11 protein-coding genes and 1 pseudogene are annotated in these 13,605 nt (G+C 69.1%); 5 read left to right on the plus strand and 7 right to left on the minus strand.

Annotated features, from left to right (window positions below):
- Positions 1-181 precede the first annotated feature (181 nt).
- Complete coding sequence (locus ABZX96_RS15515) at positions 182-2,680, minus strand: germacradienol/geosmin synthase (protein ID WP_355543904.1); 2,499 nt, start codon at positions 2,678-2,680, stop codon at positions 182-184.
- Between the two features lie 223 nt (positions 2,681-2,903).
- Here ABZX96_RS15515 and ABZX96_RS15520 point away from each other — a divergent pair.
- Positions 2,904-3,105, plus strand: a pseudogene (locus ABZX96_RS15520) (hypothetical protein); the annotation flags it as partial.
- A gap of 46 nt (positions 3,106-3,151) precedes the next feature.
- On the opposite strand, the gene ABZX96_RS15525 reads toward ABZX96_RS15520, so the two are convergent.
- A complete protein-coding gene (locus ABZX96_RS15525) occupies positions 3,152-3,580 on the minus strand; it encodes a VOC family protein (RefSeq protein ID WP_355543907.1) in 429 nt (142 codons plus the stop codon).
- A gap of 513 nt (positions 3,581-4,093) precedes the next feature.
- On the opposite strand from ABZX96_RS15525, the gene ABZX96_RS15530 reads away from it, so the two are divergent.
- Entirely contained in the window at positions 4,094-4,753 is a 660-nt protein-coding gene (locus tag ABZX96_RS15530) for a hypothetical protein (protein ID WP_355543910.1), read from the plus strand.
- A gap of 347 nt (positions 4,754-5,100) precedes the next feature.
- On the plus strand, positions 5,101-6,195 hold the full coding sequence (locus ABZX96_RS15535) for an acyltransferase (RefSeq protein ID WP_355543913.1): 1,095 nt from the start codon (positions 5,101-5,103) through the stop codon (positions 6,193-6,195).
- A gap of 195 nt (positions 6,196-6,390) precedes the next feature.
- Here the strand turns inward: ABZX96_RS15535 and ABZX96_RS15540 are convergent, their stop codons facing one another.
- Positions 6,391-7,575 carry a Ku protein gene (locus tag ABZX96_RS15540; protein ID WP_355543916.1) on the minus strand — a complete coding sequence of 395 codons (1,185 nt, stop codon included), beginning with the start codon at positions 7,573-7,575 and terminating at the stop codon, positions 6,391-6,393.
- Positions 7,576-7,944: 369 nt separating this feature from the next.
- Between ABZX96_RS15540 and ABZX96_RS15545 the strand changes: the two genes are divergently transcribed.
- The gene (locus ABZX96_RS15545) at positions 7,945-8,487 is read left to right on the plus strand and encodes an NUDIX domain-containing protein (protein ID WP_355543919.1); all 543 of its coding nucleotides are present in this window, start codon (positions 7,945-7,947) and stop codon (positions 8,485-8,487) included.
- Between the two features lie 83 nt (positions 8,488-8,570).
- Here ABZX96_RS15545 and hpnR read toward each other — a convergent pair whose 3' ends face one another.
- The 3 genes from hpnR to ABZX96_RS15560 all read right to left on the minus strand — a co-directional run bounded on the left by hpnR (position 8,571) and on the right by ABZX96_RS15560 (position 11,977).
- Positions 8,571-10,085, minus strand: a complete 1,515-nt coding sequence (gene hpnR, locus ABZX96_RS15550) for a hopanoid C-3 methylase HpnR (RefSeq protein WP_355543922.1) — start codon at positions 10,083-10,085, stop codon at positions 8,571-8,573.
- A 269-nt stretch (positions 10,086-10,354) separates the two neighbouring features.
- A complete protein-coding gene (locus tag ABZX96_RS15555; protein WP_355544149.1) occupies positions 10,355-10,720 on the minus strand; it encodes a GNAT family N-acetyltransferase in 366 nt (121 codons plus the stop codon).
- A gap of 246 nt (positions 10,721-10,966) precedes the next feature.
- A complete protein-coding gene (locus tag ABZX96_RS15560; RefSeq protein ID WP_355543925.1) occupies positions 10,967-11,977 on the minus strand; it encodes a zinc-binding dehydrogenase in 1,011 nt (336 codons plus the stop codon).
- Positions 11,978-12,118: 141 nt separating this feature from the next.
- On the opposite strand from ABZX96_RS15560, the gene ABZX96_RS15565 reads away from it, so the two are divergent.
- Positions 12,119-12,721, plus strand: a complete 603-nt coding sequence (locus ABZX96_RS15565) for a TetR/AcrR family transcriptional regulator (RefSeq protein ID WP_355543928.1) — start codon at positions 12,119-12,121, stop codon at positions 12,719-12,721.
- 265 nt (positions 12,722-12,986) lie between these two features.
- Here the strand turns inward: ABZX96_RS15565 and ABZX96_RS15570 are convergent, their stop codons facing one another.
- Entirely contained in the window at positions 12,987-13,589 is a 603-nt protein-coding gene (locus ABZX96_RS15570; RefSeq protein WP_355543931.1) for a CGNR zinc finger domain-containing protein, read from the minus strand.
- Positions 13,590-13,605 lie beyond the last annotated feature (16 nt).

A 13,605-nucleotide genomic window follows, 5' to 3' on the forward strand; every position in this document is an offset into this window, starting at 1 on the left:
CGGGCCGCCCCTGTTGCGGTGCGTGGGGTAGGGGCCCGGTCCGGTCGGTTGCGGCTTACAGGGAACGGGGAACGGGGGGCGCCGGCCGCGTCGTTTCCCGTTCCCGTCCTTCGAGTCCTTCGCGCTGTTCGCGTCCTGCGCATGGTCCGTACAGCGCGGCCGGCGAGACGGGGTCAGCGGGTCAGTCGAAGACGGTGGGGTGGCCCACGCCTCCGGGGAGCGGTCCCCGTGCCCCGGTGACGGGTCCCCGCACGGGCTGCCGTCCGCCGGAGTCGGGTGCCCGACCGTGGTCGGCGCCCGCCGGGACCGTGGTTGTCGGCAGGGAGGGCGCCGGTACGACCGGTCGGGTCGTCGCCGGACGGACGCGGGCGGCGGCGGTGCCCAGCCCTGTCGGACCGCCGAACCGCCCCGCCGGACCGCCGAACGGTTTCGTGGGACCAGTGGGACCAGTGGGACCGGTGCGGCCGGAGTGCTGGCGCAGCAGGTGGGCCTCGGTGTAGCGGCGGCAGCCGCGGTGCCAGGTCAGGATGCCCGTCATCCAGTTCTCCAGCTCGTGCACATAGCCGTCCAGGGCCTTGCGGGCCTCGTCGCACAGGTTGAAGTCCTCGTAAAGAACCGGGAGTTCGTGGGCGGCGATGTGCTGGAACTGGTGCATCCGCGAGGTCATCAGGTCGTGGACGATGCCGAGGGCGGTGGGGTAGTCGCAGTCGAAGAAGTTCTGGACGACCAAGAGGCCGTTGTGGACCTCGCCTTCGAACTCGATCTCCTTCTGGTACGAGAAGCAGTCGTTGAGCAGGCAGGCGTAGTTCGCGGCGGCGTTCTCCAGGGAACGCATCGGGCCGCTCCCGTAGACCTCGGGTGGCACCAACCTCCCGTGGCCGAGGCGGCACAGGCTCATGGTGAGGTCGGACCCGAAGGTCGCGCGGCGCATCTCCAGGTAGTCGACGGGGTCGGGGATGCGGTTCTGGGCCTGGTTGTCGAGCTCCCACAGCCAGCTGTCGAGCATGCGCTGGATGGCGTCGCGCAGGAAGCGGCGCGCCTCGGTGTCCATCGGTGCCGTCGTCCGGGCCCAGAGGTCGGCCAGGCCGCGTTCCAGAGCGTTCGCCGGAACGGGAGCGGAGGCCTGAACGAGAGCCGCGCCCAGGGCGGACGCGGGCCCGGGGACGGGTAGGGAGGCGGCCGGGCCGGAGTCGATGGGCATGAAGTGGGCGAGACGTTCGTTGGACGCCTTGGCCCCGGCCAGGTCACGGGATTCCCCGTAGACGACGGGGTAGTAGTCGTCGGCGTAGGTGCCCCAGGTCAGCCACGCCGAGGACAGGTCGAGCGCGTCGGCGGTGGCGTCCGGGTGGATGCCCGCCGCGCACAGCGGAAGGTCGATGTCGACGAGCCGGCCTTCGTCCCACACGTGGGAGCGGGGCACGCCCGGCTGGGGCTGGAGGATGCCCATCCGATGGGCCCACGCCACGACGTTCTCGCGCGCCGTCTCCAGGTGCGGGCTGAGTGTGGTCTCGAAGGGCATGTGGAAGTCCGGCAGCAGGGACGGGCCGACCTTCGTGTACGGGACGTGGGTGTAGCGGCGGAGCCGCCGCGGGTCGAGGGCGGCGCGGAGCCGCCCGATGTCCGCCGCCGACGTGCCCAGGCCGCGCGGGACGAACGGATTCGGCGCACCGGGCGTCGGCAGGGCCACCCCGCCGCCGTTCATATAGCGGCTGGACCGCAGGTGCCATTCGTGGCCGCCCGCCTGCCAGTCCTGGAGCCCCTTGACGTACGCCAGGGTGTCCGCGACGCCCTGCGGATGCACGCCCTTCTCGACGAGGAGCGGGCCGAGTTCGGTCAGCGTCGTGTGCTCGAACTGCTGGATACGGGAGGTGAGGAGTTCGTTGACGGTGTTGGCGGCCTCTTGGGTCGAGCAGGAGAGAAAAGTTTCCAGGACGAGGACGCCGTTGCCGAGTTCGCCTTCGTTCTCGGTCTCCCGTTGGTAGGAGAAAAGGTCGTTGCGCAGGTGCACGCCGTCGCAAAAAGTGTCCTTGAGCACGCGCAGCGGGCGGGAACCGATGAGGGCCGGTGGGACCTCGGCGCCGACCGCGAATTCGACGAGATCGGCCGACCACGGAGCGCCGCCCACTTTGCGGCGCATCTCGATGTATTCGACGGGATTCGGTACGCGGCCCTCGTGGATGTTGGAGAGTTCCCACAGCGATTCGTTCAGCAGGTTCGCCGTGCTCTCGGCGAACCGTCGCCGCCAGGCCGCGGACATCTCCGGGACGGTACGGGCCCACAGGTCGGCCAGGCCCGCTTCGACGGGGTTGGTCGGTTCGGGGGCGCCGGCGGCGAGGTCCGTCGGCATGAAGGCGGGCAGCCGGGCGAGGTATTCCTTGGCGCCCTGCTGGTCCTGCGGCCGTTTGAAGACCTCCAGGAAGTGGTCGTCGAAGAAGAAGACCCACACGTACCACTCGGTCACCAGCGACAAGGCGGACCCGGAGGTGTCCGGGTGGGTGTACGAGCACAGGAGGGCGTAGTCGTGGGAATCGAGGTCGTCTTCCTCCCAGATTCCCGAACCCTCCACCATTCCCATGGCGCGGGCCCATTTCTTGGAGTGCTCCCGCGCCTCGGACAGGTGGGGATTCAGCCGGGCGGGGTAAGGCTGGTAGAACTCGGGAAGGGTGAATGGCTGCGGCATGGATTCCCGGTCCTTTCTGGGGTCGTCGGTTATCCGGGACCCTTTCGCGCACGGTCCCGGAAGGTCGTCGTACCGGCCCAGCATTACCCTCGTGAGTGACGGAATATCCTTACGGACCAACAGTCATATGAGCGTTTATTTGTGATGCGGGATGTTGTGTGGGTGGGGTCGCCGCAGGAGCGGAGGACTCCCGGACGGGGAGAGGAACCCAACCGGTCCCGCCAACCGGTCCCATCAGCGGGTCCGCGCCCGTGTCGAGCATGTCTCGCTTGGATGGGGGCGTGGATGAAGGCCTGGCTTGGCCTTGGGAGACCCTTCGCGGCTGCCGTCTGAAAGGTGACGGCGTTCAGGCCGCCATGTTCGGCATCGCCCGGTCGCACGACCTCGCCCGCACGGGATCACTACCGCCCCTTACGAGACCTTGAAAGACCCCGGGAAGGTGGCTGCCCACCTCCCCGGCTCGGAGCATGCTCAGTCGATACAGAACTCGTTGCCCTCGATGTCCAGCATAGGGATGCACGCATCGTGCCCGTCATACAGCGTTCGCACGTGCACGGCGCCGAGCGGGATCAATCGCGCGCATTCCGCCTCAAGTGCCGCGAGGCGCTCTTTCCCTACGAGTCCGGTGCCGACCCGCACGTCCAGATGCACCCGGTTTTTGACGGCCTTCCCTTCGGGGACGCGCTGGAAGTACAGGCGCGGGCCCACGCCGGTGGGGTCTATGCACGCGAACCAGGAATCCCGCTGCTCAGGTGGCTGCGAACGCTGGAAATCGTCCCACGTGGCGAACCCCTCCGGTGGCGGCGGTACGACGTACCCCAACACCTCGCACCAGAAACGAGCCAGGCGCTCAGGTTCCGCGCAGTCAAAGGTGACTTGAAACTTCTTGATCGCTGACATCGGCGCACAGTAGCAGGGGAAGGTCACTCTGCCACGTGGTCGTGGTTGTGGTCGTGGTCGTCGTCGTGTTCGTTGTGGCTGTTCCCGTTGCGGTGGGCGTTGTGGTCGTGGTCGCGGTCGCGGTTGTGTGTGGGGGCGGTGGTTCGTGGCCGGTATCGCCGGCGACGCCGTACAGCCGTGCCCGGTGCGGGTGCGCGCGGTCCAGGAGGTAGAGCGTCAGCCCGGCCAGGTCGCAGGGCGGACGGTGATCGCGGGCGCGGGCGTCCACGGCGACCAGTGCGGCCATGTGCACGGCGAGCGTCAGTCCGAGGTCCGGGTGCTCTCATGGGGTGACGCTGGAGTCCCGTTGGATCTGGTGGGGTTGGGCAGGGATATTCGCCCACATCGTTACGGGGCTATACGAGGTCCGATACGCAAGCCCGCTCGCATTGTGCTGCCGGGAGCGGAGTCCTTGTTTCAGTCGGCCTCTGCCCATAATGGGTGCCGCCCCCTACGCACCACGAGAGGAACGGAATGAACACCGACTGCGGGACCGCCATACCGACCGCTTCGGGGAGGACGGCGACGGCCTGCCGGGCGGAGTCTTCCGGCGGCGCGCCTTCCGGTCGTGCGTCTTCCGGTGGCGCCTCTTCCGGTCGTGCGCCGCGCGGCCACGCGCGCTTCGGGCGCGCCGCGGCAGTGATGATCACGCTGCTCTTCGGCATGGTGACGATGGCCGCGCCCGCCTCCGCATACAGCGGCCGGCACGGGGAAGCGGTCGTCCAGGAGCGGGCAACCGCAAGGGGAGTGTCCGCGCCGCAGGGCACGTCCTCTTCGGCGTCGGCGTCGGCGTCGGGTTTGGCTTCGGCATCGGGTTCGGGTTTGGTTTCGGCGTCGGCTTTGGTTTCGACGTCGCAAGGCCAGTCCTCGGCTTTCGGCACGCTCGCCAAGCAATCCCACGGCACGCTCGCGAAGGAGTCTCACGGCAAGCTGACGAAGGAATCGCACGGCAAGCCCAAGAAGGAGAAGACCAGGAAGAAGAAGAGCAAGCACGACAAGAAAAAGAAGACTGGGTTCTTCAAGAAGCTCGGCATCTTCCTCATCGTGATTCTCGTCGTCCTGCTCCTCGTAGTGATCCTGGTGATCTGGCTGATCGTGCACTTCGTGCGGCGCGCGTTCCGTCGGCGTCGGTGAGGGGGCGGGGCGCGCGTCCTCGTCCGAAGGCTCTACTGGTCACCGGGGTCGGAAACCGACCCCGGTGACTTCTTTCCGGTCAGAGCCGAACATCGAAATATTCGCAAGATCGCGGAACGTTCGGTAAGTGACCGACCCGGTGGTGACCGCCGAATGCGGGGGCGCGGTCGGCACCGGGGCGACCCGGTGCGGGCGCTCCGGACGGCGACCATCGAGTCCGTTCGATCCGTCCGTGACTCCGAGATCGAGGAATACTTCCGATGGCTTCGACGTCCCCCATGCCCGACGGCGCCCAGCGGTCAAGCAGCGCGGGTGCGAGCAGACCCGCATTACCCACCCTCACCGGCATGCGCTTCCTCGCCGCTTTGCTGGTTTTCCTCTGTCACGTCTCAATTCAGGCCCCTGATCTCCCGTACGGGGTCGGCATGCTCGACATATTCGACGACCAACGCGTACGGGACGTCTACCTCGCGGTGTTCGCCAAGGCCGGGTACACCGGCGTGTCCTTCTTCTTCGTCCTCAGTGGCTTCGTTCTGACCTGGGCTGCGCGCTCGTCGGACACCAAGGGCCGGTTCTGGAGACGGAGATTCTTCAAGATTTATCCCCTCCACGTCGTCGCCTACCTGCTCGGTCTCCTCGTGCTCGTCGGCCCGGGGAAGATTTCCGGCACCGAGGTTCCGGGGCTTTTCCTTCTCCAAGCGTGGGTGCCGGACATGCTGGTCATTGTGGGCGGGAACGGACCGAGTTGGTCGATCTCCGCCGAGGCGTTCTTCTATGCGGCCTTTCCCCTGCTGTTTCCCCTGATCGCCAGGATCAGGGAACGTGATCTGCGCTGGTGGCTGGCCGGTGTGGTGGCGGCTGTCCTCGGCGTGGCCGTCCTGACCCAATACGTCATCCCGAGTGCGTACAAGTTGTGGTTCAGCTACACGTTCCCGCCCGTGCGCATTCTGGAGTTCGTGGCCGGCGTGTTGCTCGCCCGCCTGGTGATCGCCGGTCGCTGGGTCAATCTCGGACTTCTGCCGTCCGGGGCGCTGCTCGTCGCGAGCTACGCGGTGGGGATGTACCTCCCGGAGGCGTATACGCAGGCGGCGGTGACGCTGGTGCCCGTACTGCTGGTGGTCGGAGCGGGTGCGCTGGCCGACACCCGGGAACGGCCGTCTCTGCTCCGGGGGCGCCGCATGGTCCGGCTCGGTGAAATCTCCTACGCCTTCTATCTGGTGCATGTGGTGGTGCTGTTCGGGCTCCGGAAGGCTCTGGGCGTCGGGCAGTCCTGGAATACCTGGGTGGCTCTGGCTTTCGTCGCCGCCGCCTTCGTCATCACCCTCGTACTCGCCTGGCTGCTGCATATCGGTGTCGAGCGCCCCGTGATGGAACGGTGGAGCAGGCCCAAGCCCGAGAAGGGACGAAAGGCGGTGGGCGCTCCGATGAATGCGGCGGGGTGACGGGATAGCAGAAGGCCCGCAGGGCACTGGGGCGGCGAAAGGCCCGCAGGGCACTGGGGCAGTGGAATGAGGTGGGGAGGTGGGGCTGCCGGGCAGGAATTCGGGCAGTCGGTGATGGGGTGACTTCCCGGTCGCGGTTCCGGCTTTCCCGCCGTGCTTGCGGCCGTGCTCGTGGCCTCGTATAGCCCGCCCGCCTTATGACGCGGCCTTCCTCCCCGCTCCCGAAGAGGGCGGGGAGGACAGGGCCTTGACGAGCTGATCGCGGCTCATCTTCGAGCGGCCGGAGACGTCCTGCTCGGTGGCGCGCTCGTAGAGCTCGTTCTTGCTGAGGTCGGCAAGGTCGCCGCCTGCTCCGCCCCGGCTGGGCGCGCGCCGCCCACCGGAGCCGGAACGGGACGCCGAGCCGGAGCGGGGCTCCGAGCCGGAACGGGACGCCGAGCCGGAGCGGGATGCGGCACCGGAGCGGGACCCGCCCGGTCGGGACCCGGCCGTGGGCTTCTTCCGGGACCGGGAGGCCGGGGCCGACTGCTGGTCCGCCGCGGACGCCTTGCGCGAGCGACGGGCGCGGCCCTGGGCGCGCTCGGAGGAGGTGCGGGACTTGCCGCGCGCCTGGTCGATGCTGTTCTGCAGGACGGACATCAGGTCGACGACGTTGGTGGCCTGCGGCGGCTCCTGCCCCACGGTGACCTCCTTGCCCTCGCGCTTCGCCGCGATCAGTTCCCGGACCTGCTCGTGGTAGGTGTCCTTGTACTTCTCCGGCTTCCAGTCGGTGGCGAGTGCTTGGACGAGTTGGACGGCGCTGCGGAGTTCCTGGCCGCTCGCCTCCTTGCGGTCGGGCAGATCCGGCAGTTCCCGGTGCGGGTCGCGGACCTCGTCCGCCCAGTGCAGCAGGTGCAGCACCAGCACCTCGGACTCGGCGCGAACGGCGGTGAGGTACTGCTTGCCGCGCATGACGAACGTGGCGATCCCGGCGAGATTGGTCTCCGCCAGGGCCTGCCGCAGCAACTCGTACACCTTCTGGTACTCCGTGCCGCGCGGCGCCAGGTAATAGGCGCGGGAGAGGTACACCGGCTCGACCTGGGACAGGTCCACGAACTCACCGACGTCCAGGGTCTGCGATCGGCCCGGCGCGACGTCCCGCAACTCCTCCGGCTCGACGACCACGTATTCGCCCTCGCCCAGCTCGTACCCCTTGACGATGTCCTCTTGCTGGACTTCCTTGCCGGTCCGTTCGTTCACGCGCCGGTTGCGAATGCGATCGGACGTGCCGCGCTGGAGCTGATGGAAGTGGATGGTGTGCTCGTCCGTCGCGGAGAACAGCCCCACCGGCACGCTGACCAGGCCGAAGGTCAACACCCCCGACCAAATGGCTCGGGCCACCACGCACCTCCCATCCACCGAGGGCAGCCCCGTACCGCCCTGCCGTCCGTCTCTCCCTTCACGCTCGCACTCCCTGCCCCGGCCCGCACGACGGACGAGCGCCCGGAGGGAACCGACAGTCGAGTACCGGGAGGGGACCGACAGTCGAGTTCCGGTGCGGGATCGACAGCCGAGTTCCGGTGGGATCGGCAGTCGAGGACCGGGAGGGAGCGGGGAACGAGCACCAGCAGGAGCCCTGCCCGCACCGGCCGAAATGCCAAGGCGGTGATCAGCGAAGAACGCTACTTTGACCGAATGCCTGAAAGAGCTGAACCCACAGCGATCACTCCGGCCACATCGACGAGACCGATCACGTCAACGGCACCGACCATGTCGACAGCACAGCCCACACCGACCGCGGCGCCGGCGCCGACGATCGACAGTGGCGTAGAAGTCCCGACACCCGCCGACGGCGAGGCCTGGGTCGTGGGTGCCGTGATCCTCAACGACCACGGCAAGGCGTTCGCCCAGAGGCGCGGCCCGCAGCGGCGGCTCTTCCCCGGCTGCTGGGACATCGTGGGCGGGCACGTCGAACCCGGCGAATCGCTGTTGGAGGCGCTGGCCCGGGAGGTCGAGGAAGAGACCGGCTGGCGGGTGCGCCGCGTCCGGCGGCTGCTCGGCGTCACCTCGTGGACGGGGGACGACGGCGACGGGAAGCGGCACGAGGCCGACTGGCTCGTCGAGGTCGAGGGCGACCTGGACCGTCCGGCGCTGGAATGGTCGAAACACTCCGCCTACGACTGGTTCGGGCCCGAGGACCTCCCCCGCCTCATGGAAAACCGCGCCCCCGAGGACGTCCTCATCCACGACCTGATCGCGACGGCGCTGCGCGGCGAGGAGGATGGAACGGGGAACGTGTCGGACGAGCCGTGAGCGACGGGTGTCGACGCCCGTCACCCCGAGCACCGACGCATCCATTCCCCTATGCAAATGTGCTCGGCTACTCGCCTGCTCGACTACTCCGTCATCCGCTCCGCCGGTCGGGGCTTCTCGCGGTTGCCGTGCGAAGTGGGTCTCGTATGGATGTAGAGCTGGCGCCGGTCGCCGACGTCCAGGTGCCGGGGGAGCGGTAGCTCGTAACGGACCGGGCGGGCGTGGTCGGCGAGCTGGCGTTCGGGGTTGTAGACGCGGTTGAAGCGCCACAGCATCCGGGCGAAGTTGGTCTGTCCACGGGCGAGGTTGGAGGCCAGGACGCGGGCGGCGCCGACGGCCGTGCGCAGGCCGAGGTGCTTGCGGTTGATGATGGCCTGGGTGCGCACCAGCTCGCGGTAGAAGACGTCCAGGGGCAGGGCGGTCGGCACCACGGCGTGCTGGATGTCGAAGAGCCGGTAGTCGCGGGTGGTCAGGCGCCGCGACTCGGTGTGCCACACCTCCGTGCCGGGGTACGGCGTCATGACCGTCAGGTGGACGATCTCCGGCACCGAGAGGGCGAATTCCCGGACGACGCGGAAGCGTTCCTCGTCCCAGGCGGGGTCGACGATGAGGTTGATGGCGGCGGTGATGCCCAGTTTGCGGGCGGCCTCCAGCGCCTGGAAGTTCTCGTCGGGGCTGATGCGCTTGCGGTACAGGTCCAGGCCCTCGGCGTCGATCGCCTCCATGCCGAGGAACATGTACTTCAGTCCGAGCCGGCGCCAGCGCGCGAAGACCTCCGTGTTGCGCAGCAGGACGTCGGAGCGGGTCTCCAGGTAGTAGCGCTTGCGGACCCGGCGCCGCTCCAGTTCGGCCGCGATGGCGTCCCCGTGCTCCGGGCGGATGAACGCGACGTCGTCCACGATGAACACATTGCGTTCGCGAATGCTCGCCATCTCCTCGGCCGCGGCCTGCGGGGACGCCTTGCGGTAGCTGCGTCCGTAGAAGGTCCACGCGGAACAGAAGGAGCAGTCCCAGGGGCAGCCGCGGGTGAACTCGATGGAGGCGCAGGGGTCGAGTTCGCCGATGAAATAGCGGTTCCGGTGTCGCAGCAGGTCGCGGGCGGGCCGAGGCGTGTCGATGCTGTGCAGCATGGTCGGCGCGGGCCCGCGGCCCTCCAGGGTGATTGCGCCGGGGACCTTCGCGAGATCCCCGTCCCTGGCGGCCTCCAGCAGCGGCACGACAGCGGTCTCGCCCTCGCCGCGGACGACGGCGTCCACCGCGCCGTCGCCCTGCCGCAGGACGTCGTCCGCGACGAACGAGACGCTGTGCCCGCCGAAGAAGACGAAGATGCCGGGCACGGCTTGTTTGGCCCGTTTGGCGATTTCGATGGCCTCCGGAATGTTGGCCAGGTAATTCAACGAGACGCCGATCGCCTCCGGACGGAAGGCCACCAGTTCGCGGGCGACGGCGGCCGGTGATTCCGTCTGGAGGTCGATGACGCGCACCTGGTGGCCCGCTTCCCGCGCGGCACCGGCCACGCGCTCCAGCCCGAGGGGCTCAAGCCGCAGGAAGATCTCCGAATACATCAGTGCGCTCGGGTGGACCAGCAGCAAGCGCATACGCGTACCTCCAGGAAAAGGGCGTGAACTCCAGCCGTCTCCGCCCGCGCGAACACCCAAACGCGAACCGATTCCGTACCGCCCGGACGGCCGAATCGACGGACCGCCGCATGGATGAGTCGCGTCGCATGGATGAGTCGCACCGCGTGGACGAGTCGCGTCGCATGGGTGAGTCGCATCGCATGGATGAGTCGCACACGCCCTTTGCCCGGCTCATTCATTCGTCCGGTAGACAGGCCCGATCACGCTCAGCCGGCCCACCGCTTGTGTCATCCCACCCCCACAGAAGGCAGATGAATCAACCCCGCATCCGTCGGCCGGAAACCGCAGGCATCGAAATAAAAGGCCCGCAGCCCCGGCTCGAAGTCGACATGCAGCCACTCGCAGCCCGCCGCCCGCGCCCGGGCCACCGCCAGCCGGACGACCGCGGTGCCAATACCGCGATGCTGATGCGTGCCCCGAGTCTTCGTGTCGATCAGGAAGGCGTGGTCTCCGCCGTCCCACGCCACATTCACGAACCCGACCAGGACTCCCGCACCGTCCCGGGCCCCCACCCAGCCGAGGCTGTGCTCCTTGACCTTGTCCCACCAACCGGCAACGGCATTGCCGCCGTGCGACCGCACAAGGTCGACCATCTCCTCATCGGTGATGGGGTCGCGCCATACACAAGAGATCGCTCCACTCATCAGAGCAGGATCGCCGATCTCCCCCGGAGCGGGAAGGGAGCGGGAAGGAAGCGGGAAGGAAGCCGGAAGGGAGCCGGAAAGGACCCAGTGAGGCCCCGGAAAGGAGCCGCGCAGGAGCCGGAACGGAGCAGAAACGGAGCCGGAACCGTGCCGTAAGGGGAGCCGGAACCGAGCCGTAAGGGGAGCAGAAACCCCCTACGGCACGACCAGAATGCGCCCCATCTGCGCACGGCTCTCCAGCAGCCGATGCACCTCGGCCGTCTCGGTGAGCGGCAGCCGGGCGTGGACCGCCGCGCGCAGCAACCCCTGCTCCGCGTACGCGATGAGCTCGTCCAGCTCCTTCGCGGCACGCTCGGCGTCGGCCGCCTGTGCGGCCAGGAGGGAGAAGCCCGTGACGGTCTTCAGCGCGAACAGGTCGGTGACGGGGACGCTGCCGAGCTCGCCGCTCGCGGCCCCGTACGCGACCAGCCGTCCATATGGGGCCAGCACGTCCAGGCTGCGACGCAGGATGTCCCCGCCGGCCGCGTCGAGGACCACGTCCACGCCGCCGGGCGTGGCCGCGCGGACCTGCTCCGGCCAGTCCTCGTCGGTGTAGTCGACGCCGACGTCGGCGCCCTGGGTGCGGGCGAAGTCCAGCTTGGCGGCCGTACTGGCCGTGGCGATGACCGTGCCCGCACCGAGCACCTTCGCGAGTTGCACGACGAGGTGGCCGATGGCCCCCGCGGCGGAGTGGACCAGTACGGTTTCGCCGGGCGCCACCCGCCCGGCGCGCAGCACGCCCAGGGCCACCGGTGCCGCCATCGGGAGCGCACTGGCCGTGCCGGCGTCGAGCCCGTCGGGTAGGGGGACGAGCCGCCGCGCGTCCGCGAGGACGAGGTCACCGAAGGCGTCCTCGGAAGCCGTGGCGACCCGCCGCCCGATCAGGGCCGGGTCCGCGTCGGGGCCGACCGCCTCGACCGTACCCACCACGTCGCCGGTGAGGGGCCTGGGGAAGGGGCGCGGGTAGAGCTCGGCCTGGGCCATGCCGCGCCGGAGCTGGGTGTCCACGAAGTTCGCGCCGATCGCCTCGGCGCGGATGAGCGCCTGCCCCGCCGCCGGGACGGGAACGGGCACGTCTTCCAAGGTGAGGACCTCGGGGCCACCGTAGGAGTGGTAGCGGATGCGTCGCGTGGTGCGTTGCACGGCAGATTGCGCGGTGGATTGCACGGCAGATCTCCTTGGAAAAAGGGACGGTGCAGCGGTGCACTAAAGTTGACCGGTGGTCAAGTTCGCCTTCGACGGTACTGGACCGTCGGTCAAGTTGTCTACCGGGGCACGTCGTTGGTCCCCTGAGCAAGGAGAAAGCTGATGACGGAAGGCCGCCGCGAACGCTCCGACGCGGCACGCAATCGGCGCGCGATCCTGAGGGCCACCGAAACCCTCCTCGCCGAACACCCCCCGGAGCAGGTCTCCATGGAGCGCATCGCCGCCGCGGCCGGGGTCGGAAAGGGCACGGTCTTCCACCGCTTCGGCAGCCGTGCGGGCCTGATGCGGGAGCTGATGCTCGAACGCGCCCACGCCCTGCGCGAAGCGGTCACGGACGGCCCCCCACCGCTGGGCCCGGGTGCCCCTCCCCGTCAGCGACTGCTCGCCTTCCTCGACGCGGTGGTGGACGTCGTCGGCCGCAACAAGGGCCTGCTGGCCGCCCTCGGCCAGGCGATCTCCGCCACCCGCGACCCCGAAGAGGACGCGCGCGCACACCATTCCGTCTACGACTTCTGGCACGGCCACATCAGCGCACTGATCGCCGAGGAACGCCCCGACCTGGACGCGGAGTTGCTGGCCCACATCCTGCTCGGGGCGCTACAGAACGGCCCGATCGTGCGCCTCTTGGGGCAGGGAGAGGGGCAGCGGCTTGGGGCGTCGCTGCGGTTGCTGGTTATGGGGGTGTTGGAGGGGGCGGTGGCTTGATGGGGTGACGGGCTGCAGTGTGGCACCCGGTGGCCCATCGACCGCCGGTCGACCGGCCTCGGCCGCCCCGAAACCTGGCCACCCCCGGCCCGGCGAGCCGGAGGCGATGTCGGCGGTGACGCCCCGCCCTCCTGGACCGTCGGCGCGTGAAAGGGATCGTGGGTGACGGGCGGCGGCTGTGGTTGTTCTCCGACACCTTCCTGGGCCCGTTGAACGGGGACGGCACCCGGCCCACCACCGCCAAGCGACGCCGCCGGGCCGGTGCTCACCCGCCCTCCGCGCGGCGGGCGCGCAGGCTTCGGACCTTGTGGAGGTTGCCGCAGTGCTCCATGGAGCACCAGCGGCGGCGGCCCGGGCGTGAGGTGTCGACGTAGATGAGGTAGCAGTTCTCGGCGGCGCAGATGCGGACGCGGTGGGCGAACGGACCGGTCAGCAGGTCGATGGCGTCGCGGGCGACGGTGGCGAGCAGGGCGGTGCCGTTGGAGGTGCCGGACCAGCGGCGTTCGCCGTCCGGGCCGATCGCGGGGGACAGGGGCGGGTGGGCGGCGGCCTCGTTGAGAGTGTCCAGGTCGCGGGGCGCGGATGGTTCGTTACGCGTACGGGCGACGGCGACCCGGTGCAGTGCGTCGCGCAGCCGGCGGGCGGCGGTTACTTCGGAGGGGGAGATGTCGAGGTCGGGCGTCGGGGTCAGCCGTGACCGGTCCGCCCAGGCCGCGAGGTCGGCGGGTGCGTGCAGCACCTCGTACTTGCGGAACGGGCCGGGGCCGCCGGTGGTCAGTAGCTCCAAACACAGCGCGCCCGGGTCGAACCGGTAGGTGGCGCCGGAGTGGGAACGCAGCAGCAGTCCGGGGGTTGCGGACGAGTCCATGTAACCAATATAACCA

Source organism: Streptomyces sp. NPDC003077 (assembly GCF_040611095.1).
Classification (GTDB): Bacteria; Actinomycetota; Actinomycetes; order Streptomycetales; family Streptomycetaceae; genus Streptomyces.